This is a genomic window from Paraburkholderia monticola (assembly GCF_001580545.1).
Lineage (GTDB): Bacteria > Pseudomonadota > Gammaproteobacteria > Burkholderiales > Burkholderiaceae > Paraburkholderia > Paraburkholderia monticola.
Genome location: NZ_LRBG01000005.1, coordinates 167,883 through 187,024 on the forward strand (window position 1 = coordinate 167,883; position 19,142 = coordinate 187,024).

Here is a 19,142-nt window from a genome sequence, read left to right on the forward strand (position 1 = left end):
TGGGGACGTTCCGGCGGGGTTTCAAGAGGCGCGGCGCGCGACGCCGTCGAGATAGCGGCTCAGAAACGCCGGCAACTCGGGATCGCCGCAATTGGCGATATTGAAGCGCATCCATGTGCTCGGCGACTGCTGCGGCGAAAACAGCCCGCCCGGCGTCAGCAGAAAGCCGGCTTCGTGCCCGGCCGCGGCCAGCGCGCCCGCGTCGACGCCGGTGTCGGCCCACAGGAACATGCCGGCCGTCGGCGTCAGGAACAACTTCATGCCGGTCTTTTCGATGATCCGCACGGCCTTCTCGCGCACACCGTCGAGCCGCGCGCGGATGCGCTCGACATGCCGCCGGTAATGGCCCTCGGTCAGAATCTTGTAGATCACGCGTTCGTTCAACTCGGGGCTCGTCATGCCGACCAGCATCTTCTGATTGCTGACCACCATCGCGACCTCGGGCGCGCACGCGATGAACCCGACCCGCAGATTCGGCGCGAGCGTCTTCGAGAAGCTGCCCAGGTAGATCACGCGCTTTAACTGATCTAGGCTCGCGAGCCGCGTGCCCGGATAGCCGGGTGGGCACAGGTCGCCGTAGATATCGTCCTCGACGACGATGAAGTCGTACGCCTCGGCAAGCCGCAGGATGCGGAACGCCTGCGCGGCGGTCAGCGACGTGCCGGTCGGGTTCTGCAGCACCGAGTTGATCACCAGCATTTTGGGGCGCCATTCCTGCACCAGCGCTTCGAGCGCGTCGAGATCGGGGCCTTCCGGCGTGTACGGCATGCCGACGAGCCGCGCGCCCTGCGACGCGAAACAGCCAAACATCTGGAACCACGCCGGATCGCCGACGATCACCGCATCGCCCGGCTTCACATAAATGCGCGAAATCAGGTCGATCGCCTGGGTGATGCCGGACACCATCACGATCTGCTCGGGCGATGCCCCGATCTCCAGCTCCTCGAGCCGCGTCTGCAATTGCTGGCGCAGCGGTAGAAACCCTTGCGCGGTGCCGATGCCGAGCATTTGCATGCCGCTTTGCCGGCCGAGCGTGCGCAGCGCGTTGGTGATCAGGTCGCCGTCGAGCCAGCGCGCCGGCAGATAGCCGAGCCCCGGGCTGCGCTCGGGCCGCGCGCCGGTGTGCAGCATGTTGCGCAACAGCCAGACGACGTCGATATTGGCCGGCGCAGGCAGCATCTCGGCGCGCGGGCGCAGTTCGGTAACCGTCGCCGCGCCGCCCTGGCGCTCGCGCACGTAGAAGCCGGAGCCGCGCCGCGACTCCAGAAAGCCCTGCGCGACGAGCCGCTCATAGGCTTCGACCACGGTGAAGCGCGACACGCCTTTGTCGAGCGCGAGCTTGCGGATCGACGGCATCCGCATGCCGGGGCGAAACACGCGCTCCTCGATGCGCCGCCGCGCCCACTGGACGAGCTGTTCGACCAGCGTCAGCGACGCGGTGTCATGCGGGGCGGGAATCTGGGCAAGCGGGACGGACATGGCGGGCTCCAACTGTACCGAACGGTATCGCGTCGATTGTACCGTTACTGTGCAGGTGCCGGCCGTTACATTGGAATCCAGCGAAGGAGGGTGAGACGACGCAAAACCACCCGCATGGCCCGCCGATCCGGCAAACGGTTATGCTAACGACCCCGGCACCGCAGCCTTGACACGTGGCGCGGGCCCGGCCTTTGTGCACAACCGCGTTTTCCGTCGATCCGCCATGACAGCCCTGACAGCCCAATCGCTCAGTCTCGATCACCTGGTAGTCTCCGCGCGCACGTTGGACGAAGGCGTCCAGTACGTCGCCGATACGCTCGGCGTCGCACCGGCCGGCGGCGGCGCGCATCCGCTGATGCGCACCCACAATCGCCTGCTGGGCCTGTGGGGCGGCGTCTATCTGGAAGTGATCGCGATCGATCCTCGGGCCGAGGCAGCGGCCGACGGCGCCGGGCCGCGCCCTCGCCTGTTCGCACTCGACGCCCCGGCGACGCTGGCGCGACTGGAAAACGGGCCGTATCTGTCGCATTGGGTCGCGCGCGTCGAGCGGCCGAAGCATCTCGCGACGTGGCAGGCGCAGTATCCGCAGCGCATCGCGCCAGTCGTGCCGATGACGCGCGGCGATTTCACATGGGGCCTGACCGTGCCCGACGACGGCGCGTTCCCCGCCTGGCAAGGCGCCGGCGATGGCGTGCTGCCGTCGCTGATCCAGTGGGACTCGACGCGTCATCCGTCGCAGATGCTCGCGCCGACGAACCTGGCGCTGAAAGCCCTGAAAGCCGTGCATCCACGGGCCGAATTGATCGACGAGCAACTGCGCTGGCTCGGCGCCGCGCATCTGCTCGACGTGCAACCGAGCGACGGCGCGGCGGCGCTCGTCGCCGAATTTGAAACACCCGAGGGTCCTCGGACCCTCAGATAAGCAGCGCACGAAATGGTAAGCCGTGGCAACCCCGGCTGCCGAGTCGCGCGATAATTGAAGTTTTGACCGGTTCCAGAAATACCAGCAGAGGAGATCATGGACCAAAGCGACCTGAAAGCCCCGACGTGGCAATTGTCCGAACGCGCACGCAAGCTCACGAGCTCCGCGATCCGCGAGATCCTGAAGGTCACGGAACGGCCCGAAGTCATTTCCTTCGCCGGCGGCCTGCCCTCGCCGGCCACCTTCCCGGCCGAGCGCATGCGCGAAGCGGCCGACCGCATCCTGCGTGACTCGCCCGCCGCGGCGCTGCAGTACAGCGCGACCGAAGGCTATCTGCCGCTGCGCGAATGGGTCGCGCAACGCTACTCGACCAACGGTGCGCAGATCCGCGCGTCGCAGGTGCTGATCACGACCGGCTCGCAACAGGCGCTCGACCTGCTCGGCAAGGTGCTCGTCTGCGTGGACAGCCCGGTGCTGGTCGAAACGCCGACCTACCTCGGCGCGCTGCAATCGTTCTCGATGTACGAGCCGCACTACGTGCAGGTGCCGACCGACGAGCACGGCCTGATCCCCGAAGGCCTGAAGCCGGAACTGACCCAAGGCGCGCGTCTGCTGTACGCGCAGCCGAATTTCCAGAATCCGACGGGGCGCCGTCTGCCGGTCGAACGCCGCCGCGCGCTCGCCGAGTTCGCGAAGACCGCGCCGTTCCCGGTGATCGAAGATGACCCCTACGGCGCACTCGACTACGCAGGCGAACCGCTGCCGACGATGCTGTCGATGGCGCCCGATCACATCGTCTATCTCGGCTCGTTCTCGAAGGTGCTGGCGCCGGGTCTGCGCGTCGGCTTCATCATCGCGCCCGAGGAACTGATCTTCAAACTCGTGCAGGCCAAGCAGGCCACCGACCTGCACACGCCGAGCTTCACGCAGCGCATCGTCCACGAAGTGATCAAGGACGGCTTCCTCGACACGCACGTGCCGACGATCCGCGAGCTGTATCGCAACCAGTGCGAGGCGATGCTCAGCGCGCTCGAACGCTATATGCCCGAAGGCGTCAGCTGGAACCGTCCGGAAGGCGGCATGTTCATCTGGGTCAATCTGCCGGCGCAGATCGACAGCATGAAGCTGCTCGAGGAAGCGGTCGCGCAAAACGTCGCGTTCGTGCCGGGCGGCCCGTTCTTCGCGAACGAAGCGCAGCACAACACGCTGCGTCTGTCGTTCGTCACGGTGCCACCGGCTAAAATCGACGAAGGCGTGGCGCGACTCGCGGCACTGGTGCGCGCGAAAATCTGAACGGCGTCAGCCGCACTGACATCGGGGCGAAGTTTGCATGCGGTTTGCGTGCGGACTTCGCCCCGCCTGCATTTATCCACTCTCACCGAATCGAGGACACGACATGGCTCAATCGAATGTGTACGACAAGCTCAAGGAACTCGGCATCGAACTGCCGGTGGCAGGCGCGCCGGCAGCGGCCTATGTGATGAGCGCGCAAAGCGGCAACACGGTGTACCTGTCGGGCCACATCGCGAAGAAGGACGGCAAGGTGTGGGTCGGCAAGCTCGGCGCGACGCTCACCACCGACGAAGGCAAGGCCGCGGCGCGCTCGATCGCGATCGATCTGCTCGCCACCTTGCATGCGCACGTCGGCGACCTGAACCGCGTCACGCGTATCGTCAAGCTGATGAGCCTCGTCAACTCGACGCTCGAATTCACCGAGCAGCATCTGGTCACCAACGGCGCATCCGAGCTGATCGCGGACGTGTTCGGCGAGCGCGGCAAGCACGCGCGCTCGGCGTTCGGCGTCGCGCAGATTCCGCTCGGCGCGTGCGTCGAGATCGAGCTGATCGCCGAGGTCGAATAAGCGTCGATGCAATGTGACAATGCAGGCCGTATCGCGTGACATTCGTTCATGATTGACGCGGCATGGCGAATCAAACGCGCCGTCTGGTGTGACGCACCGGCGGCGCGTTTTTGTTTGACTGCGACGGTGGATCACCGGCGCAGAGGCGGATAGAATCCGCGAATTCGTTCAACGTCCATCGCACCGGGGACTGTCGATGTCCGCTCATACCGTTCGTTTCAAACAGGTCGACGTGTTTACGTCGACGCCGTTCAAGGGCAATCCGCTGGCCGTCGTGTTCGACGCCGACGCGCTCGATACCGCGCAGATGCAGGCCATCGCGCGCTGGACCAATCTGTCCGAGACCACCTTCCTGCTGAAGCCGACTGACGCGGCCGCCGACTATCGCGTGCGCATCTTCACGCCGGGCGGCGAGTTGCCGTTCGCGGGTCATCCGACGCTCGGCACCGCGCATGCGCTGCGCGAAAGCGGCTACCAGCCGAAGCAGGCCGGCAGGCTGATCCAGCAATGCGGTGTGGGGCTCGTCGAACTCGAAGCGCTCGACGGCGCCGACAGCACGCACGGCGCATGGGCATTCGCCGCACCGCCTGCGCGCTTCACACCGCTCGCCGAGCATCGTTACGAAGCGCTGTCTACGGCTTTACGTAGTCAGTCGATCGACTTCAGCGCGCCGCCCTGCGCGGTCGACAACGGCGCGCCGTGGCTGGTCGTGCGTGTCGATTCGGCACGCACCTGCCTCGCGCTCGAACCCGATGCGGCCGCGCTCGCCGAACTCGCGCATTCCGTCGACACGCACGGCATCGCCGTGTATGGTCCGCACGACGCCGATGGCCCCGCGACATTCGAGGTCCGCTGCCTGATGACGGGCGGCGGCTTCGGCATTGGGGAAGACCCGGTGACGGGCAGCGCCAACGCCGCGCTCGCGGGTCTGCTGAACCTCCAGCAACGTCGTCCCGGCGCGCGCTACACCGCGCGTCAGGGCACCGTGCTCGGCCGCGCAGGCGACGTCTCGGTCCACTACGACGATGCGCGCGGCAAGATCTGGATCGGCGGGCCAACGGTAACGATCGTCGACGGCACGTGCCGGCTCGGATAAGTGGACGGCGACCTCGTGCAAGCCACGGCGAGACGCCGCATCACGCCGCTTCGCACCACAAAAAGCCGCAGCGCCAATCCATCGGCCTGCCTGGTTCTCCGAATTTATGCCGGTCGAATCGTCAAAGCCCCGCCCTGCCGGGCTCTTGCAGAGACGGACCGAGGCGCCCGGCATTCCAGCGTATACCCCATGCCCGGACGCTTCCTTAATCCAGTGCCATTCAGTAATATCGAGACGTATATAGCGAACCCAATCCGATGACCTGTGGACGGTCAGGCGCGGCGCCACGCCCTCTCCTCCTGCGCAGCAGCTTTGGCACCTTGGTCACCATGCAGCTATCCATCTATTTCGCGCAGTCGATGCCCGTGCGTTTGCAAGCGGCCCGCACCCGGCCAAGGTCCGAGCGATGACTCAGGACCGCTTCTCCGATCCGCGCGACACCCGGCCACACCGCGATCCACTGGTCACGCGCCGGCGCGCGTTGCTCGTCATTCCCGCGCTCGGCGTACTGGTGCTGATCCTGCTGTGGACCGTGATCTTCGCGCGGCTGTCGGTAGAAAAGGAAGCGACGTACCGTGAAGCGATGGCGTCTTCCGCGATTCTTTCCGCGGCGCTCGAGCAGCACACCATCAAGGCGATTCACCAGGTCGATCAGATCACCCGCTTCGTCAAATACGAGTTCGAGAAGACGCCCGATCATTTCGATCTCGCAAGCACCGTCGAGAAAGGCGTCGTGCAAAGCGAAACGCTCGTGCAGGTGTCGCTGATCGACGAGCACGGCAGACTGATCGCCAATACCGCGGAAGCCAATCCCGCTCACATCGACCTGTCGGACCGCGAGCACTTCAAGGTTCACGAGCACGAGAACGACGACCAGCTGTTCATCAGCAAGCCGGTCCTCGGTCGCATATCGGGTCACTGGACGCTGCAGATGACGCGGCGCCTGAATCATCCGGACGGCTCGTTCGCGGGCGTGGTCGTGGTCTCCGAAGACCCGAGCTATTTCACTTCGGACTTCTACAACAACGCGGCGATCGGCCGCGAAGGCGTGATCGCGGTGATCTCGGACAGCGGCACTGTGCTCGCCCGGCGCACCGGCAACGCGAACAAGGCGAGCGGCACCTTCACCGCGAGCGGCACGTATCCGACGTCGGAGCACGTGTCGGGCACCTACGTCGATTCGATCGACAACGTCACGCGCATCGTGTCGTACCGGCACATCGACGGCTATCCGCTCGGCGTGCTCGTCGGTCTTTCGCAGGGCGAGGAATTCGCGGACTACAACCACACGCGCAACGTCTATCTGTTGATGGCGGGCTTCATCTCGCTCGCGATGCTGAGCTTCTTCGCGGTCGCGACCGGCCTGATCGGCAAGCTGCTCGGCCGCGAGCGCGAGATGACGCATCTGGTCGAATACGATCTGCTGACCGGCCTGCGCAATCGCTATGCGACGCTGCAGGCGCTGCGCCACGACGTCGGGCAGCCATTCAATCTCGGCCGACTCGCGATTCTCTTTATCGACCTCGACAACTTCAAGACCGTCAACGACACGCTCGGCCACAACGCCGGTGACATCGTGCTGCAGATGACGGCCTCGCGCCTGTCCGCCGCGGTCGGCGACGGCGGCGCGCTCTCGCGCATCGGCGGCGACGAGTTCGTCGTCGTGATCAAGGGCGACGACGTCGAGAAGCGCGCGGTCAAGCTTGCCGAAGCCGCCGGCGAAGCGTTCTCGAAGCCGTTCGAGGTGCGCGGCAGCTCGTTCGTGCTGCATGCGAGCATCGGCATCGCGCTGTACTCGGTCGCGAACGAAAGCGAGATCGACCTGCTGAAGAAAGCCGACCTCGCGATGTACAGCGCGAAGGACGCCGGCAAGAACTGTTACCAGTTCTACTCGCCGCAACTGTCGCATCGCGCGGACCATCTGATGAAGTGGGAGCAGCAGCTGCGCGTCGCGCTCGCCGAGGGGCAACTGTTCCTCGCGTATCAGCCGAAGATCGATCTGACGCGTCGCTGCATCACCGGTTTCGAAGCGCTCGTGCGCTGGAACCATCCGCAGTACGGACTGATCCCGGCCAACGAATTCATTCCCGTGGCCGAGTCGACCGGCCTGATCGTGCCGATCGGCGACTTCGTGATCGAAACCGCGTGCTGCCAGCTCGCGCAATGGCAGCAGCAGGGCTACGAAACGCTGTCGCTCGCGGTGAATATTTCGGCGGTGCAGTTCTGGCGCGGCGACCTGTTCGAAACGATCTCGCGCGCGATCGAGGAGACCGGCATCTCCGCGCGCCGCCTCGAGCTCGAAATCACCGAGACGACGATGATGGAATTTCCGGAAGTCGTCTCCGAAAAAATCTTTGCGTTGAAGCGTCTCGGCGTACGCATCGCGCTCGACGATTTCGGCACCGGCTACTCTTCACTGTCCTATCTGAACCGCTTCGCCGTCGATACGCTGAAGGTTGACCGCTCGTTCGTCCAGGCGATTCCGGGCGACCGCAGCGTCTGCGTGATGGTCACCGCGATCGTCAATCTCGCGCGCTCGCTCGGGCTCACGGTGGTGGTCGAAGGCACGGAGACCGAAGAGCAGATCGCGTGGCTGGCCGCGCTCGGCCATATCGAGGCGCAGGGCTTCCTGTTCTCGCGTCCGGTGCCGGCGGAGGCGATCCCGGCGCTGCTCGAGCGCTTCGGGGTATGCGGCGTGAACAACGTCGGCGGCCGTCGCGCCCTGCACGAAACCGTCAGCGCGAACAGCGAATCGAGCACCAACAATTGATGGACGGGAGCCCGTACGGCGGACCGCCCGCAGCACCGATGCAAACCATCACGAGCGAGGAGGCTGCCCGCCATGGGCAACGGGAGCCGCTATGGACGCTGTTCCGGGTCGTGTTCGGCCTGTCGGCGCTGTCGTGGGGTGGCCTCGCGCTGATGGCGCAGCTCGAACACCACTACGTCGAACGCGAGAGACGGCTGTCGCGCGTGGCGTTCTCGGATCTGATCGCGCTCGCGTGGATGGTGCCGGGACCCGTCGGCTGCAACGTCGCCGTGCAGCTCGGGCACGCGCTGCGCGGACGCGCCGGCGCATGGGTGGCCGGGGTGGCGAGCGTGCTGCCCTTCTTCACGTTGATGACGCTGTTCGCGATCTTCTACCGCACGCCGATCGTGCAGACGGTCGCGTCGCAAACGCTGCTGCATCACTTCAGCGTCGTGCTCGCGACGCTGATCGCGGTCACCTGGTACAAGCAGACGCGCGCGCTCGTGCGCGGCAAGCTCGAATGGACGGCGGCGCTGCTCGGCAGCATCGCGCTGTTCTATGCGCACAGCGCCGCGGCCTATGTGGTGTTACTCGGCGCGGCCTTCGGCACCGGCTGGTTCGCGAGCCCGCACCGCGACTCGCGTCTCGCCGTCTCGCTCGAGCGTGGCGACTACCGGCTGCTGGCCGCGCTCGGCGTGCTGCTCGTGGTGTTCGCGCTGCCGCTGCCGCATCGCTATGAACTCGCGCTGCTGTGGCCGCGCCTCGCGGGCGCCGGCATGACGTTGTTCGGCGGTGGATTCTCCGCGTTGCCGGTGCTGAAGACGCTGTTCGTCACGCCAGCGGTCGGGGTCTCCGATAACGAATTCACGCTCGCGTTTTCGCTGTCGCCGTTGTCTCCGGGACCTTTGCTGAACGTGGTGCCGTTCTTCGGTTATCTGATCGATGGCTGGTTCGGTGCGCTGATCGCGACGCTCGCGCTGTTCGTGCCGTCGGGTTGCCTCGTCGTGCTTGCGCAGCGGCATCTGCATCAGTTGAAGGCGAACCCGCGCTTCGAGCACGCCATGAGGATTCTGCGCGCGGTCACGACCGCGTTTCTCGCGGTCGCGGTACTGCGCATTGCCGTGCATGTACCGCTCGAGCCGATCTATCTGCTGACCGCGGCGTTCTCGGCGATCTGCTTCGCGAAGCTGAAGGTGCCCGTGTATGCCGTGTATGGAACGGTGGCGGTGGCGTGCGGCTTGTGGCTCGCGTACGGTGCCACGACGTGACGTGCTACGGACCGCGCCACGCCTGCCGCGCCGTTGGCGAGCTCGCGATCAGAAACCGCGCGACAGCACCGCGACGCCGATCGTCACGACACCCAGCACGATATTGATCAGCACAAGACGGCGAACCGTGCCGACCGCCCGCGCGCCGTCGGGCCACTTCTGCGCCTGCACCGCGCGGCGAATGCGCGGATACACCGCGAAGCGGATATGCCCGAAGATCAGCATCATCACGATGCCGAGGCCGGCCATTGTGTGCAGCGGCCAGAGCGCATGAGCGCCGCCGAATTGCGTCAGCAGGAAACCGCCGCTGATCAGGATCACGAGCACCGAGACTCCGACCCAGTTGAAGAAGCGTCCGAACACCGACTCCCACAGCGGCAGGCGCAGTTGCGGCGAGAGATCGCCGAGCGCCGGGCGCAGACAGAAATGCGCAAACACCATACCGCCGACCCACACCGCCACCCCAAGCAGATGCAGAAAAAGCGCGACTTCGATAGCCTTGTTCATGTAATTTTCCTCTCCCGACGACGCCACACCGTTTAGGACACCAGATCCCGCTCAGCAGTAACTGAGCGCGTTCGACCATCCGTGATGCAGGCAGTTCCGGGTATCGACGTCTATTGCGTCGTATTTCGTTGTTGTGATCGCGGCACCATCATCTGGCCGCGACGCCGCCGCTCCCCGTTTGCTTTCCACACCCTTCGCGCGACGGACTTTTGAGACAAACCGCGAGCGCCCCGCATGCTAGCAGGCGCCCGTGGCTCTACGGCGTCAAACTTCGTTAAATCGACTCCACTAAGCCGGCAGCACCGGACGCATGCCGTCGAGCTTCAGCTTGCTCTCGGGCGCGCGTCCCTTGCGTGCGCGCTTGCCGACATGCGTCGCAAGCTCGGCGCCGGCAAGCTTCTCCTCGTCGAGGCGACCGCCGCGGCGCGTGCCGATCAGCATCACGCCGGCCTTGTTGATCGCGAGCGCCTGCACGAGCGCTTCGTTGTCGTCGAGTGCCATCAGGATGACGCCACGGCCGCCGCCCGACAGCGTCTTCATCTCGTCGAGGCCGAACACGAGCAGACGCCCGCCCGACGACAGACACGCGACCTGCAGCGCATCCGGCAGCATCGGCATCGGCGCGAGCGGCGCGGCACCGGCATCGATCGTCATGAACGACTTGCCGGCCTTCACGCGGCTCACCATGTCGCCGACCTTCGCGATGAAGCCAAAGCCGTTGCTCGATGCGAGCAGGAGCGCCTGTTCCGCCGACGCCGCGTAGTAGTGCATCAGATGGCTACCCGATTCGAGTTCGATCAGCGACGTGACCGGCACGCCATCGCCGCGCCCGCCTGGCAATTGCGCTACCGAGACCGAATAGACACGGCCGTTGCTGCCCCACGCGATCAGCGTGTCGGGCGTGCGGCACTGGAACGCCGCGTAGAGGCCGTCGCCGGCCTTGAAGGTGAAGCCCGCGGTGTCGAGCCCGTGGCCCTTCAGCGCGCGCACCCAGCCCTTCTGCGATACCACGACCGTGACCGGCTCGTCGACCACGCGCGCTTCGAACGTCGCGCGCTTTTCCTGCTGGATCAGCGTGCGGCGCTCGTCGCCGTACTGCTTCGCGTCGGCTTCGATTTCCTTGATCAGCAGTCGCTTCATCGCCGATTCGCTGCCGAGCAGCTCTTCGAGCTTGGCCTTCTCGTCGCGCAGCTCGGCCAGTTCCTTCTCGATCTTGATCTTCTCGAGGCGAGCCAACTGACGCAGCCGGATTTCGAGGATGTCCTCGGCCTGCCGGTCCGTCAGACCGAACGCGGCCATCAGCGCGACCTTCGGCTCGTCCGATTCGCGGATGATGCGGATCACCTCGTCGATATTCAGGAAGACGATCATCCGGCCTTCGAGAATATGGATCCGGTCGTCGACCTTCGACAGCCGATACCGCGTACGACGCGTGACCGTCTCGAATCGGAACGCGACCCACTCCTGCAGGATTTCGCTCAAGCCCTTCTGACGCGGCCGGCCATCGCCGCCGACCATCACCATGTTCAGCGGCGCATTCGATTCGAGGCTCGTATGCGCGAGCAGCGTGTTGACGAACTCGGTCTGATCGATGCGGCTCGACTTCGGCTCGAACACGAGACGCACCGGCGCGTCCTTGCCCGATTCGTCGCGCACCGCGTCGACGAGCGCGAGCAGCGTCTGCTTCGTCTGCAACTGCTCGGGCGTCAGCGCCTTCTTGCCGAGCTTGATCTTCGGGTTGGTCTGTTCTTCGATTTCCTCGAGCACCTTTTGCGCGGCCGTGCTCGGCGGCAATTCGGTGATGACGAGCTGCCACTGGCCACGCGCGAGATCTTCGATCTTCCAACGCGCGCGCACCTTCAGGCTGCCGCGACCGGTTTCGTACGCGGCGGCGATCTCCGCCTCGCTCGAAATGATCTGGCCGCCGCCCGGGAAGTCCGGCCCCGGCACGTGCTGCATCAGTTCCGCGTGCGAGAGCTTCGGATTGCGGATCAGCGCAACCGCCGCCCCCGCCACTTCGCGCAGATTGTGCGAAGGAATTTCCGTCGCGAGACCCACCGCGATGCCCGATGCGCCGTTCAACAGCACGAACGGCAAGCGTGCGGGCAGCGTCTTCGGCTCTTCGAACGAGCCGTCGTAGTTCGGCATGAAGTCGACCGTGCCCTGGTCGATTTCGCCGAGCAGCAGCTTCGCGATCGGCGTCAGGCGCGCTTCGGTGTAACGCATCGCCGCCGCGCCGTCGCCGTCGCGCGAGCCGAAGTTGCCCTGGCCGTCGATCAGCGGATAGCGCATCGAGAAGTCTTGCGCGAGACGCACGAGCGCGTCGTACGCGGACTGGTCGCCATGCGGGTGATACTTGCCGAGCACGTCGCCGACCACGCGCGCCGACTTGACCGGCTTTGCATTGTCGGCGAGGCCCATCTCGTTCATCGCGAACAGGATGCGGCGCTGCACCGGCTTCTGGCCGTCGCAAACGTCCGGCAGCGCGCGGCCCTTGACCACGCTGACCGCATACTCGAGGTACGCGCGCTCCGCGTAGTTGCCGAGCGTCAGCACGTCGCTATCCGACGGCGGCTCGTTGAAAAGGTCGAGAGTGTTATCGTCGTCCATCTAGATTTCGTGTCCGTGTTTGGCTTGCAGTGTCGCGTGGCGCTCAGATGTCCGCTTCGACTTCGTTGCCCTTCTCTTCGAGCCAGCTGCGGCGCGACGCCGCTTCGCCCTTGCCCATCAGCATCGTCATGCGTGCGACGGTCGCGTCGTAGTCGAGCTCGCCGAGCGCCACCGGTTGCAGGCGGCGCGTGTCGGGATTCATCGTCGTGTCCCACAACTGCTCGGCGCTCATTTCACCGAGGCCTTTGAAGCGGCTGATCGACCACTGGTTCTCGCGTACACCATCCTTGCGCAGCTTGTCGAGAATCGCCTCGAGTTCGCCTTCGTCGAGCGCGTAGAGCTTCTGCGCTGGCTTCTTGCCGCGCGCGGGCGCATCGACGCGAAACAGCGGCGGCCGCGCGACGCACACATGGCCACGCTCGATCAGCTGCGGGAAATGCTTGAAGAACAGCGTGAGCAGCAACACCTGGATGTGCGAGCCGTCGACGTCCGCATCCGACAGAATGCAGATCTTGCCGTAGCGCAGATTCGACAGGTCGACCTTGTCGTCCGGATTGTGCGGATCGACGCCGATCGCCACCGAAATGTCGTGCACCTCGTTGTTCGCGAACAGGCGGTCGCGCTCGGTTTCCCATGTATTCAGCACCTTGCCGCGCAGTGGCAGGATCGCCTGGTACTCCTTGTCGCGCCCCATCTTCGCGGAGCCGCCCGCCGAGTCGCCCTCGACGAGGAACAGCTCGTTGCGCGCGATTTCCGTCGACTCGCAATCGGTCAGCTTGCCGGGCAGCACCGCGACACCCGAGCTCTTGCGTTTCTCGACCTTCTGCCCGGCGCGCGTGCGCGCCTGCGCCTGCTTGATCACGAGATCCGCGAGCTTCTTGCCATGCTCGACGTGCTGGTTCAGCCACAGTTCGAGCGCCGGCCGCGCGAATGACGACACCAGCTTCACGGCATCGCGGCTATTCAGGCGCTCCTTGATCTGCCCTTGGAATTGCGGGTCCAGCACCTTCGCCGACAGCACGAACGAGACCCGCGCGAACACGTCTTCGGCGAGCAGCTTCACGCCCTTCGGCTGCAGGTTGTGCAACTCGACGAAGCTCTTCACCGCCTGGTAGAGACCGTCGCGCAGACCCGACTCGTGCGTGCCGCCCGCGGGCGTCGGAATCAGGTTGACGTACGACTCGCGCGTGAGCGGCCCTTCCTCGCTCCACGCGACGACCCATGCCGCGCCCTCGCCCTCGGCGAACGTCTCTTCGCTCGAGCGCGAGTTTTCCGCGTAGCGCTCGCCTTCGAACAGCGGGATCAGCAGATCGCTGCCGTTCATGCCTTCGAGCAGATAGCCGCGCAGGCCGTCTTCGTATTTCCAGCTTTGCCGCTCGCCGGTTTTTTCGTTGACGAGCGAAACTTCGACACCCGGCAACAGCACCGCTTTCGAGCGCAGCAGACGCTGCAGTTCACCGAGCGGCAGGTTCGGCGAATCGAAGTATTTCGGATCGGCCCATGCCGTTACGCGCGTGCCCGATTTCTTCTCGCCCTTCGCGGCGGCCCGCACTTCGAGCGGCTTGGCGACGTCACCGTGCGCGAAGCTCAATTCGGCGATCTTGCCGTCGCGCCACACGGTCACGTCGAGTCGGGTGGACAGCGCGTTCGTCACCGACACGCCGACGCCATGCAAGCCGCCCGAGAACGTGTAAGCGCCGCCGGCGGCCTTGTCGAATTTGCCGCCCGCATGCAGACGCGTGAAAACGATTTCGACGACCGGCACGCCCTCGTCGGGATGCAGACCGAACGGAATGCCGCGGCCGTCGTCCTCGACCGAGACCGAATGGTCCGCGTGCAGCGTGACCGTGATTTGCCGGCCGTAGCCGCCGAGGGCTTCGTCCGACGCGTTGTCGATGACTTCCTGAATGATGTGCAGCGGATTCTCGGTGCGGGTGTACATGCCAGGTCGCTGCTTGACCGGCTCCAGACCCTTCAACACCTTGATCGACGCTTCGCTATACGCGGCGTTTGGCTTTTTCGTAGACATGATTGACTCGGTGCGTCGGTTCATCGTTGTTCACAGGTCCTGTGGACAGGACCGTGGACAATGCGTTGAGTATTCAAAAAAAGCGAAACGAAACAACGGGATTAGGCCGGGTGCCCGCAATGCGGGCAAGCTGTTTTGTTGCGCGGCTTCCGCTGGCGCACTGGAAAGCCGGACGCGGCCGTGGAGCCCGCCGGGGAAGCCTGTTCGCGGGGTATTGTACTGATTTCAATCCGGGCGGCAATTGACGTCGCGCTGAATTGGCCGACTGGACAAGGCGCGCCGGGCGCTGGGGGACATGCGCCGCAGTGGCACGGAAGGCTCGCGGGATGGCTGCGCGACAGGTATCGGCGGAAATGGACGAGCGTGCGCTCGTTGCATTGAACGGTGCAGTGCGCGGCGGCGTTTTCTGTTGTTTTTTGCGCCGCCCGCGCGCGCCGCGTCGAATCATGTGGGGAGAGCGCACCGCTCGGCGCTCCCACCACGTGGCGTTACTTGACGCGGTTCTCCAGCTCGTCCCAGCGCTCGAGCGCGAGCATCAACTCTTCGTCGATCTCGGCATAGCGCTCGGTCAGCCGCGCGCCTTCGCGCGCATCCCTGGCGAACACCGAGCCGTCTTCGAGTTGCGCACCGATCGACTTCTGTTCGGCTTCGAGGTCCGCAATCATTTTCGGCAGCGCCTCCAGTTCGCGCTGCTCCTTGAACGACAGCTTCACGGTGCGCTGCGCATTGCGGCCCCCTGCGCTGTCCTTCGGCGCCGTTTCTTTCGGCGCTTCCTTGCTCGCCCCTTTTTGCGCCTCGAGCGCGAGTTGCTCCGAGCGATCGCGTTGCGTCTGCCAGTCCGTGAAGCCGCCGACGTATTCGCGCCACTTGCCGCCGCCTTCCGAGGCGATCACCGAGGTCACCACGTTGTCGAGAAACGCGCGGTCGTGGCTGACCAGCAGGACCGTGCCGTCGTAGTCGATCAGCAGCTCTTCGAGCAGTTCGAGCGTCGGGATGTCGAGGTCGTTGGTCGGTTCGTCGAGCACCAGCACGTTGGCCGGCCGCGCGAACAGACGCGCCAGCAAAAGCCGGTTGCGCTCGCCGCCGGACAGCGACTTGACCGGCGAACGCGCGCGCTCCGGTGCGAACAGGAAGTCGCCGAGATAGCTCATCACGTGCCTCTTCTGGCCATTGACTTCGACCCATTCGCTGCCGGGACTGATCGTGTCCGCGAGACTCTTTTCCAGATCGAGCGCCGCGCGCATCTGATCGAAATACGCGACCTGCAGATTCGTGCCGATGCGCACGTTGCCTTCGTCGGGCGCGAGTTCGCCGAGGATCAGCTTCAGCAGCGTGGTCTTGCCCGCGCCGTTCGGACCGACGAAGCCGATCTTGTCGCCGCGCATCACCGTGTCCGTGAAGCGGTCCACCACCGCGCGCTCGCCATAGCGCTTCGTCACGTCCGTCAGTTCCGCGACGATCTTGCCGGACTTCTCGCCCTGACCGACGTCGAGCTTCACGTTGCCCTGCACGTTACGGCGCTCGGCGCGATCGTTGCGCATCTGCACGAGCCGGGCGATGCGCCCGACGCTGCGCGTGCGGCGCGCCTCGACACCTTTGCGGATCCACACTTCTTCCTGCGCGAGCAGCTTGTCGAACTTCTCGTTCTCGATGCGCTCGACTTCGAGCTGCTGCGCCTTGCGCGTCTGATACGCGGAGAAATTGCCCGGATACGACAGCAGCCGCCCGCGATCGAGCTCGACGATGCGCGTCGCGACGCGGTCGAGGAACGCGCGATCGTGCGTGATGAACAGCAGCCCCGCGCGCAGCGACACCAGCAGGTCTTCGAGCCAGCGGATGCCGTCGAAGTCGAGATGGTTGGTCGGCTCGTCGAGCAGCAGCACGTCGGGCTGCACGACGAGCGCGCGCGCGAGCGCGGCGCGCTTCTGCATGCCGCCCGACAGCGAGCCGACGCGCGCTTCGCCGTTCAGGCCGATCTGCTGCAGCGTGGTCGCGACACGAGTGCTCCAGTTCCATGCGTCCGCGGCATCCAGCGACGATTGCAGCGTGTTCATGCGCGCGAGCAGCGCGTCGTGTTCGGTGCCCTCGGGTGTATCGGCGAGTTGATGCGCGACCGCATCGTATTCTTCGAGCAGCGCGCGCGCCTCGGTGAGACCGGCGGCGACCGCGTCGAACACGGTGTCGTCGGCGTTGAACTCGGGCTCCTGCGGCACGTAGACCGTGCTCAGATGCTGCTGACGCGTGACGAGGCCGTCGTCGGGTTTGGCCAGCTCGGCGACGATCTTCAGCAGCGACGACTTGCCCGCGCCGTTGCGCCCGATCAGCCCGACGCGCTCGCCCGCTTCGAGCGAGAAATCCGCGTGGTCGAGCAGCGCGACGTGACCGAACGCCAGCTGGGCTCCGGTAATGGTGTAAAGCGACATGGGAATGGGAGAAGGCAGCGATGAGTCGGAACTGCTCATTGTACCGGGCGCGGGGCCGGTAGCAGGTACGCCGGGCGGCAGACGCGTGCAACGCAATCGGCGCGGGCGGGCGATGCACGCGCCGGCCCGGCCCTTCGAATCACTACTTACTTGACGTGCACCGTGATCGTCTTGCTCATCTCCGGCCCGTACAAGCGATGCGCGCCGTCGCCGAATTGCAGGGTCAGCGTGTGATCGCCCGGCGGCAAGGTCAGGTCGGTCTCGGTCTGGCCCTTGCCGAAGTGCAGCGACTTGTCGGTCGCGGCGATGACCTCGCCCTTCTGCAGCGGCTTGCCGTCGATCAGCAGATGATGATGTCCGGTGCCCTCCGTCATCGTGCCGGCCGGCGCGATCTTCATGCCATCGAGGCCGAATATCACGTGCACCGGATTGCTGACGCTCGCGCCGTCGGTCGGCTGCACGAAGTACACGCCTGCCGCCTGCGCCACACCCGACGCGGCAAGCAGCCCAGCCGCCGCCATGCCGACCAGCCATCTGTTTCTCAACATCGCTTTCTCCTTTTGGAATGAAATCCGGCCACTCGATACGCGCCGGCGCCCTCGCCTGAGGCCGATCGTCGCAATCCGTGCGAGATGGGCGGCGCGTCTGTCTGATCAATTAGCTGCGGATCGAAGCATACACGCCGTGTGTGACGCGGCAGGTCGCGCGAGCCCGGGTTCGCCGCGGACGGGTTGCGGCGGCGCCGCATCGGTCGTCCGGGTCGATGTGACAAATTCCTGTAATATTGCGGGTCGCCGCGCCGCCCCAAAAAGGGGCAGAGCTAGCCGGCCATTGCATTGAACGAGAGAGTGTGTCGTGAGTGAAGTAATCGAAGTAACGGAATACAAGAGCTGGGTCTGCCTGATTTGCGGCTGGATCTACAACGAGGAAGACGGTCTGCCCGAAGACGGTATCGCGCCGGGCACGCGCTTCGCCGACATCCCGGAAGACTGGCGCTGCCCGCTGTGCGACGTGGGCAAGGCTGAGTTCGCGGTGGTGGAGTTCTAAAGTCGAGATGACCTCGGGCGATCGGCGCGATTGCGTGCGCTTCGCCAGACGGTCAGGTGGTTAGCACGGCCCGGCAGGCGACGTCTGCGGGGCCGTTTGCTTTTGTGGGGTTTGTCGTAGGCGTGCGCGGCCCCAAGCCCCGCTCTCCTTTTGCTTGCGCCGGTTTGATATACTCTGCGCTCGCTGGTCGATCTGGGCTCTACGAGTCCTCGTGGATCGGTCCGGCTCGGTCCTCTCCCTGTAGTTCAATGGATAGAACAAGTGCCTCCTAAGCGCTAGATACAGGTTCGATTCCTGTCAGGGGGACCAAGCAGAGTCCCAGCGGCTCCCAAGTTTGCCCGTCAAAGCCCCGTATGCGTCGCGCTGCGGGGCTTTTTGCTGCCATGGAGGCGCCTCGTCTTGCATCCATGCGATCATCCCGGAAGCACGAGACGATGCTGCAAGCCCGCCAAAGGAGACCTTGATGAGCAAGAGGCACAACCGCCGTCAGCGCAAAAAGCTTCATCTCGACGAATTTCAGGAGTTCGGCTTTTTCGTCGCGGCGAAGTATCAAGATCAACTGGATGCCCGTGATCGCGAGGACTTGCTCGACGAGTTTCTGGCGTTCATCGAGGCGAACGGAATGCTGGCGGCAGTGTCGACGGACACCTGCGTAGATGCCTATCTGATCTCCGAAGCGGCGCGAGGCTCGGCGACAGAGGACCATCGGCAACTCGTGCGCGCATGGCTGGAGAATCGATCAGAGCTCAATGGCATCGAAGTCAGAGAACTTTCCGATGCCTGGTATCCGCCGGTCACGGTTATCTAGCCAACCCGTTTAGATGCAGCGGAGAACCACCCTGACATCGGAGGTGTTTATGTGGGACAAGATCGACTACAAGGGATTTGAGATCTGGGTGCTACCGATCCTCGCGTACGGGCCGCCGACGCCAAACACCCCATACCACTACAACGGTTATGTATGCCGCCCAGGAGCTGACCTGCGGCATGCCGGGGAGCGCAGGCAGTTTTATCAACTTGGAGATGTCTTTGCGACCGAAGCAGAGGCGCTGGATGCAGCCTATCGCGAAGGTCGCGCTCTCGTCGACTCGATGGTCGCCAACGGCTGAGCCAGGTCAGCCCACAAAGGCCTCGCATGTGTTGCGCTGCGG

General features: G+C 64.9%; 15 protein-coding genes and 1 tRNA gene. 10 read left to right on the forward strand and 6 right to left on the reverse strand.

Annotation, left to right across the window (positions count from 1 at the left end):
- Positions 1 to 21: 21 nt before the first annotated feature.
- On the reverse strand, positions 22 to 1,479 hold the full coding sequence (locus CI15_RS09085) for an aminotransferase-like domain-containing protein (protein WP_062126645.1): 1,458 nt from the start codon (positions 1,477 to 1,479) through the stop codon (positions 22 to 24).
- A 232-nt stretch (positions 1,480 to 1,711) separates the two neighbouring features.
- Between CI15_RS09085 and CI15_RS09090 the strand changes: the two genes are divergently transcribed.
- The 6 genes from CI15_RS09090 to CI15_RS09115 all read left to right on the forward strand — a co-directional run bounded on the left by CI15_RS09090 (position 1,712) and on the right by CI15_RS09115 (position 9,375).
- A complete protein-coding gene (locus CI15_RS09090; RefSeq protein ID WP_062127176.1) occupies positions 1,712 to 2,401 on the forward strand; it encodes a VOC family protein in 690 nt (229 codons plus the stop codon).
- Between the two features lie 96 nt (positions 2,402 to 2,497).
- The gene (locus tag CI15_RS09095; protein ID WP_062126647.1) at positions 2,498 to 3,694 is read left to right on the forward strand and encodes an aminotransferase-like domain-containing protein; all 1,197 of its coding nucleotides are present in this window, start codon (positions 2,498 to 2,500) and stop codon (positions 3,692 to 3,694) included.
- 103 nt (positions 3,695 to 3,797) lie between these two features.
- Entirely contained in the window at positions 3,798 to 4,262 is a 465-nt protein-coding gene (locus tag CI15_RS09100; RefSeq protein ID WP_062126650.1) for a RidA family protein, read from the forward strand.
- 196 nt (positions 4,263 to 4,458) lie between these two features.
- Positions 4,459 to 5,358, forward strand: a complete 900-nt coding sequence (locus CI15_RS09105) for a PhzF family phenazine biosynthesis protein (RefSeq protein WP_062126653.1) — start codon at positions 4,459 to 4,461, stop codon at positions 5,356 to 5,358.
- Between the two features lie 406 nt (positions 5,359 to 5,764).
- Positions 5,765 to 8,128, forward strand: coding sequence for a bifunctional diguanylate cyclase/phosphodiesterase (locus CI15_RS09110; protein WP_062126656.1), 2,364 nt, complete (start codon positions 5,765 to 5,767; stop codon positions 8,126 to 8,128).
- 38 nt (positions 8,129 to 8,166) lie between these two features.
- Positions 8,167 to 9,375, forward strand: coding sequence for a chromate transporter (locus tag CI15_RS09115; protein WP_062127179.1), 1,209 nt, complete (start codon positions 8,167 to 8,169; stop codon positions 9,373 to 9,375).
- Positions 9,376 to 9,423: 48 nt separating this feature from the next.
- On the opposite strand, the gene CI15_RS09120 is transcribed toward CI15_RS09115, so the two are convergent.
- From CI15_RS09120 to CI15_RS09140, 5 genes are all read right to left on the reverse strand, one after another.
- Entirely contained in the window at positions 9,424 to 9,882 is a 459-nt protein-coding gene (locus tag CI15_RS09120) for a CopD family protein (RefSeq protein ID WP_062126658.1), read from the reverse strand.
- Positions 9,883 to 10,170: 288 nt separating this feature from the next.
- Positions 10,171 to 12,492: a DNA topoisomerase IV subunit A gene (gene parC / locus CI15_RS09125; protein ID WP_062126662.1), complete on the reverse strand. Its 2,322-nt coding sequence runs from the start codon at positions 12,490 to 12,492 to the stop codon at positions 10,171 to 10,173.
- A gap of 43 nt (positions 12,493 to 12,535) precedes the next feature.
- Positions 12,536 to 14,521 (reverse strand): DNA topoisomerase IV subunit B, encoded by a 1,986-nt coding sequence (locus CI15_RS09130; protein ID WP_062126665.1) that lies wholly within the window; start codon positions 14,519 to 14,521, stop codon positions 12,536 to 12,538.
- Positions 14,522 to 15,009: 488 nt separating this feature from the next.
- The gene (locus CI15_RS09135) at positions 15,010 to 16,944 is read right to left on the reverse strand and encodes an ATP-binding cassette domain-containing protein (RefSeq protein WP_062126668.1); all 1,935 of its coding nucleotides are present in this window, start codon (positions 16,942 to 16,944) and stop codon (positions 15,010 to 15,012) included.
- Between the two features lie 146 nt (positions 16,945 to 17,090).
- Positions 17,091 to 17,492, reverse strand: coding sequence for a DUF4399 domain-containing protein (locus tag CI15_RS09140; protein WP_062126671.1), 402 nt, complete (start codon positions 17,490 to 17,492; stop codon positions 17,091 to 17,093).
- Positions 17,493 to 17,799: 307 nt separating this feature from the next.
- Between CI15_RS09140 and CI15_RS09145 the strand changes: the two genes are divergently transcribed.
- The 4 genes from CI15_RS09145 to CI15_RS09160 all read left to right on the forward strand — a co-directional run bounded on the left by CI15_RS09145 (position 17,800) and on the right by CI15_RS09160 (position 19,100).
- Positions 17,800 to 17,991, forward strand: a complete 192-nt coding sequence (locus CI15_RS09145) for a rubredoxin (protein WP_062126674.1) — start codon at positions 17,800 to 17,802, stop codon at positions 17,989 to 17,991.
- Between the two features lie 234 nt (positions 17,992 to 18,225).
- A tRNA-Arg gene (locus tag CI15_RS09150) sits at positions 18,226 to 18,300 on the forward strand.
- A gap of 154 nt (positions 18,301 to 18,454) precedes the next feature.
- Entirely contained in the window at positions 18,455 to 18,799 is a 345-nt protein-coding gene (locus CI15_RS09155; protein WP_062126677.1) for a YggL 50S ribosome-binding family protein, read from the forward strand.
- A 49-nt stretch (positions 18,800 to 18,848) separates the two neighbouring features.
- Positions 18,849 to 19,100, forward strand: coding sequence for a hypothetical protein (locus CI15_RS09160; RefSeq protein WP_062126679.1), 252 nt, complete (start codon positions 18,849 to 18,851; stop codon positions 19,098 to 19,100).
- Positions 19,101 to 19,142 lie beyond the last annotated feature (42 nt).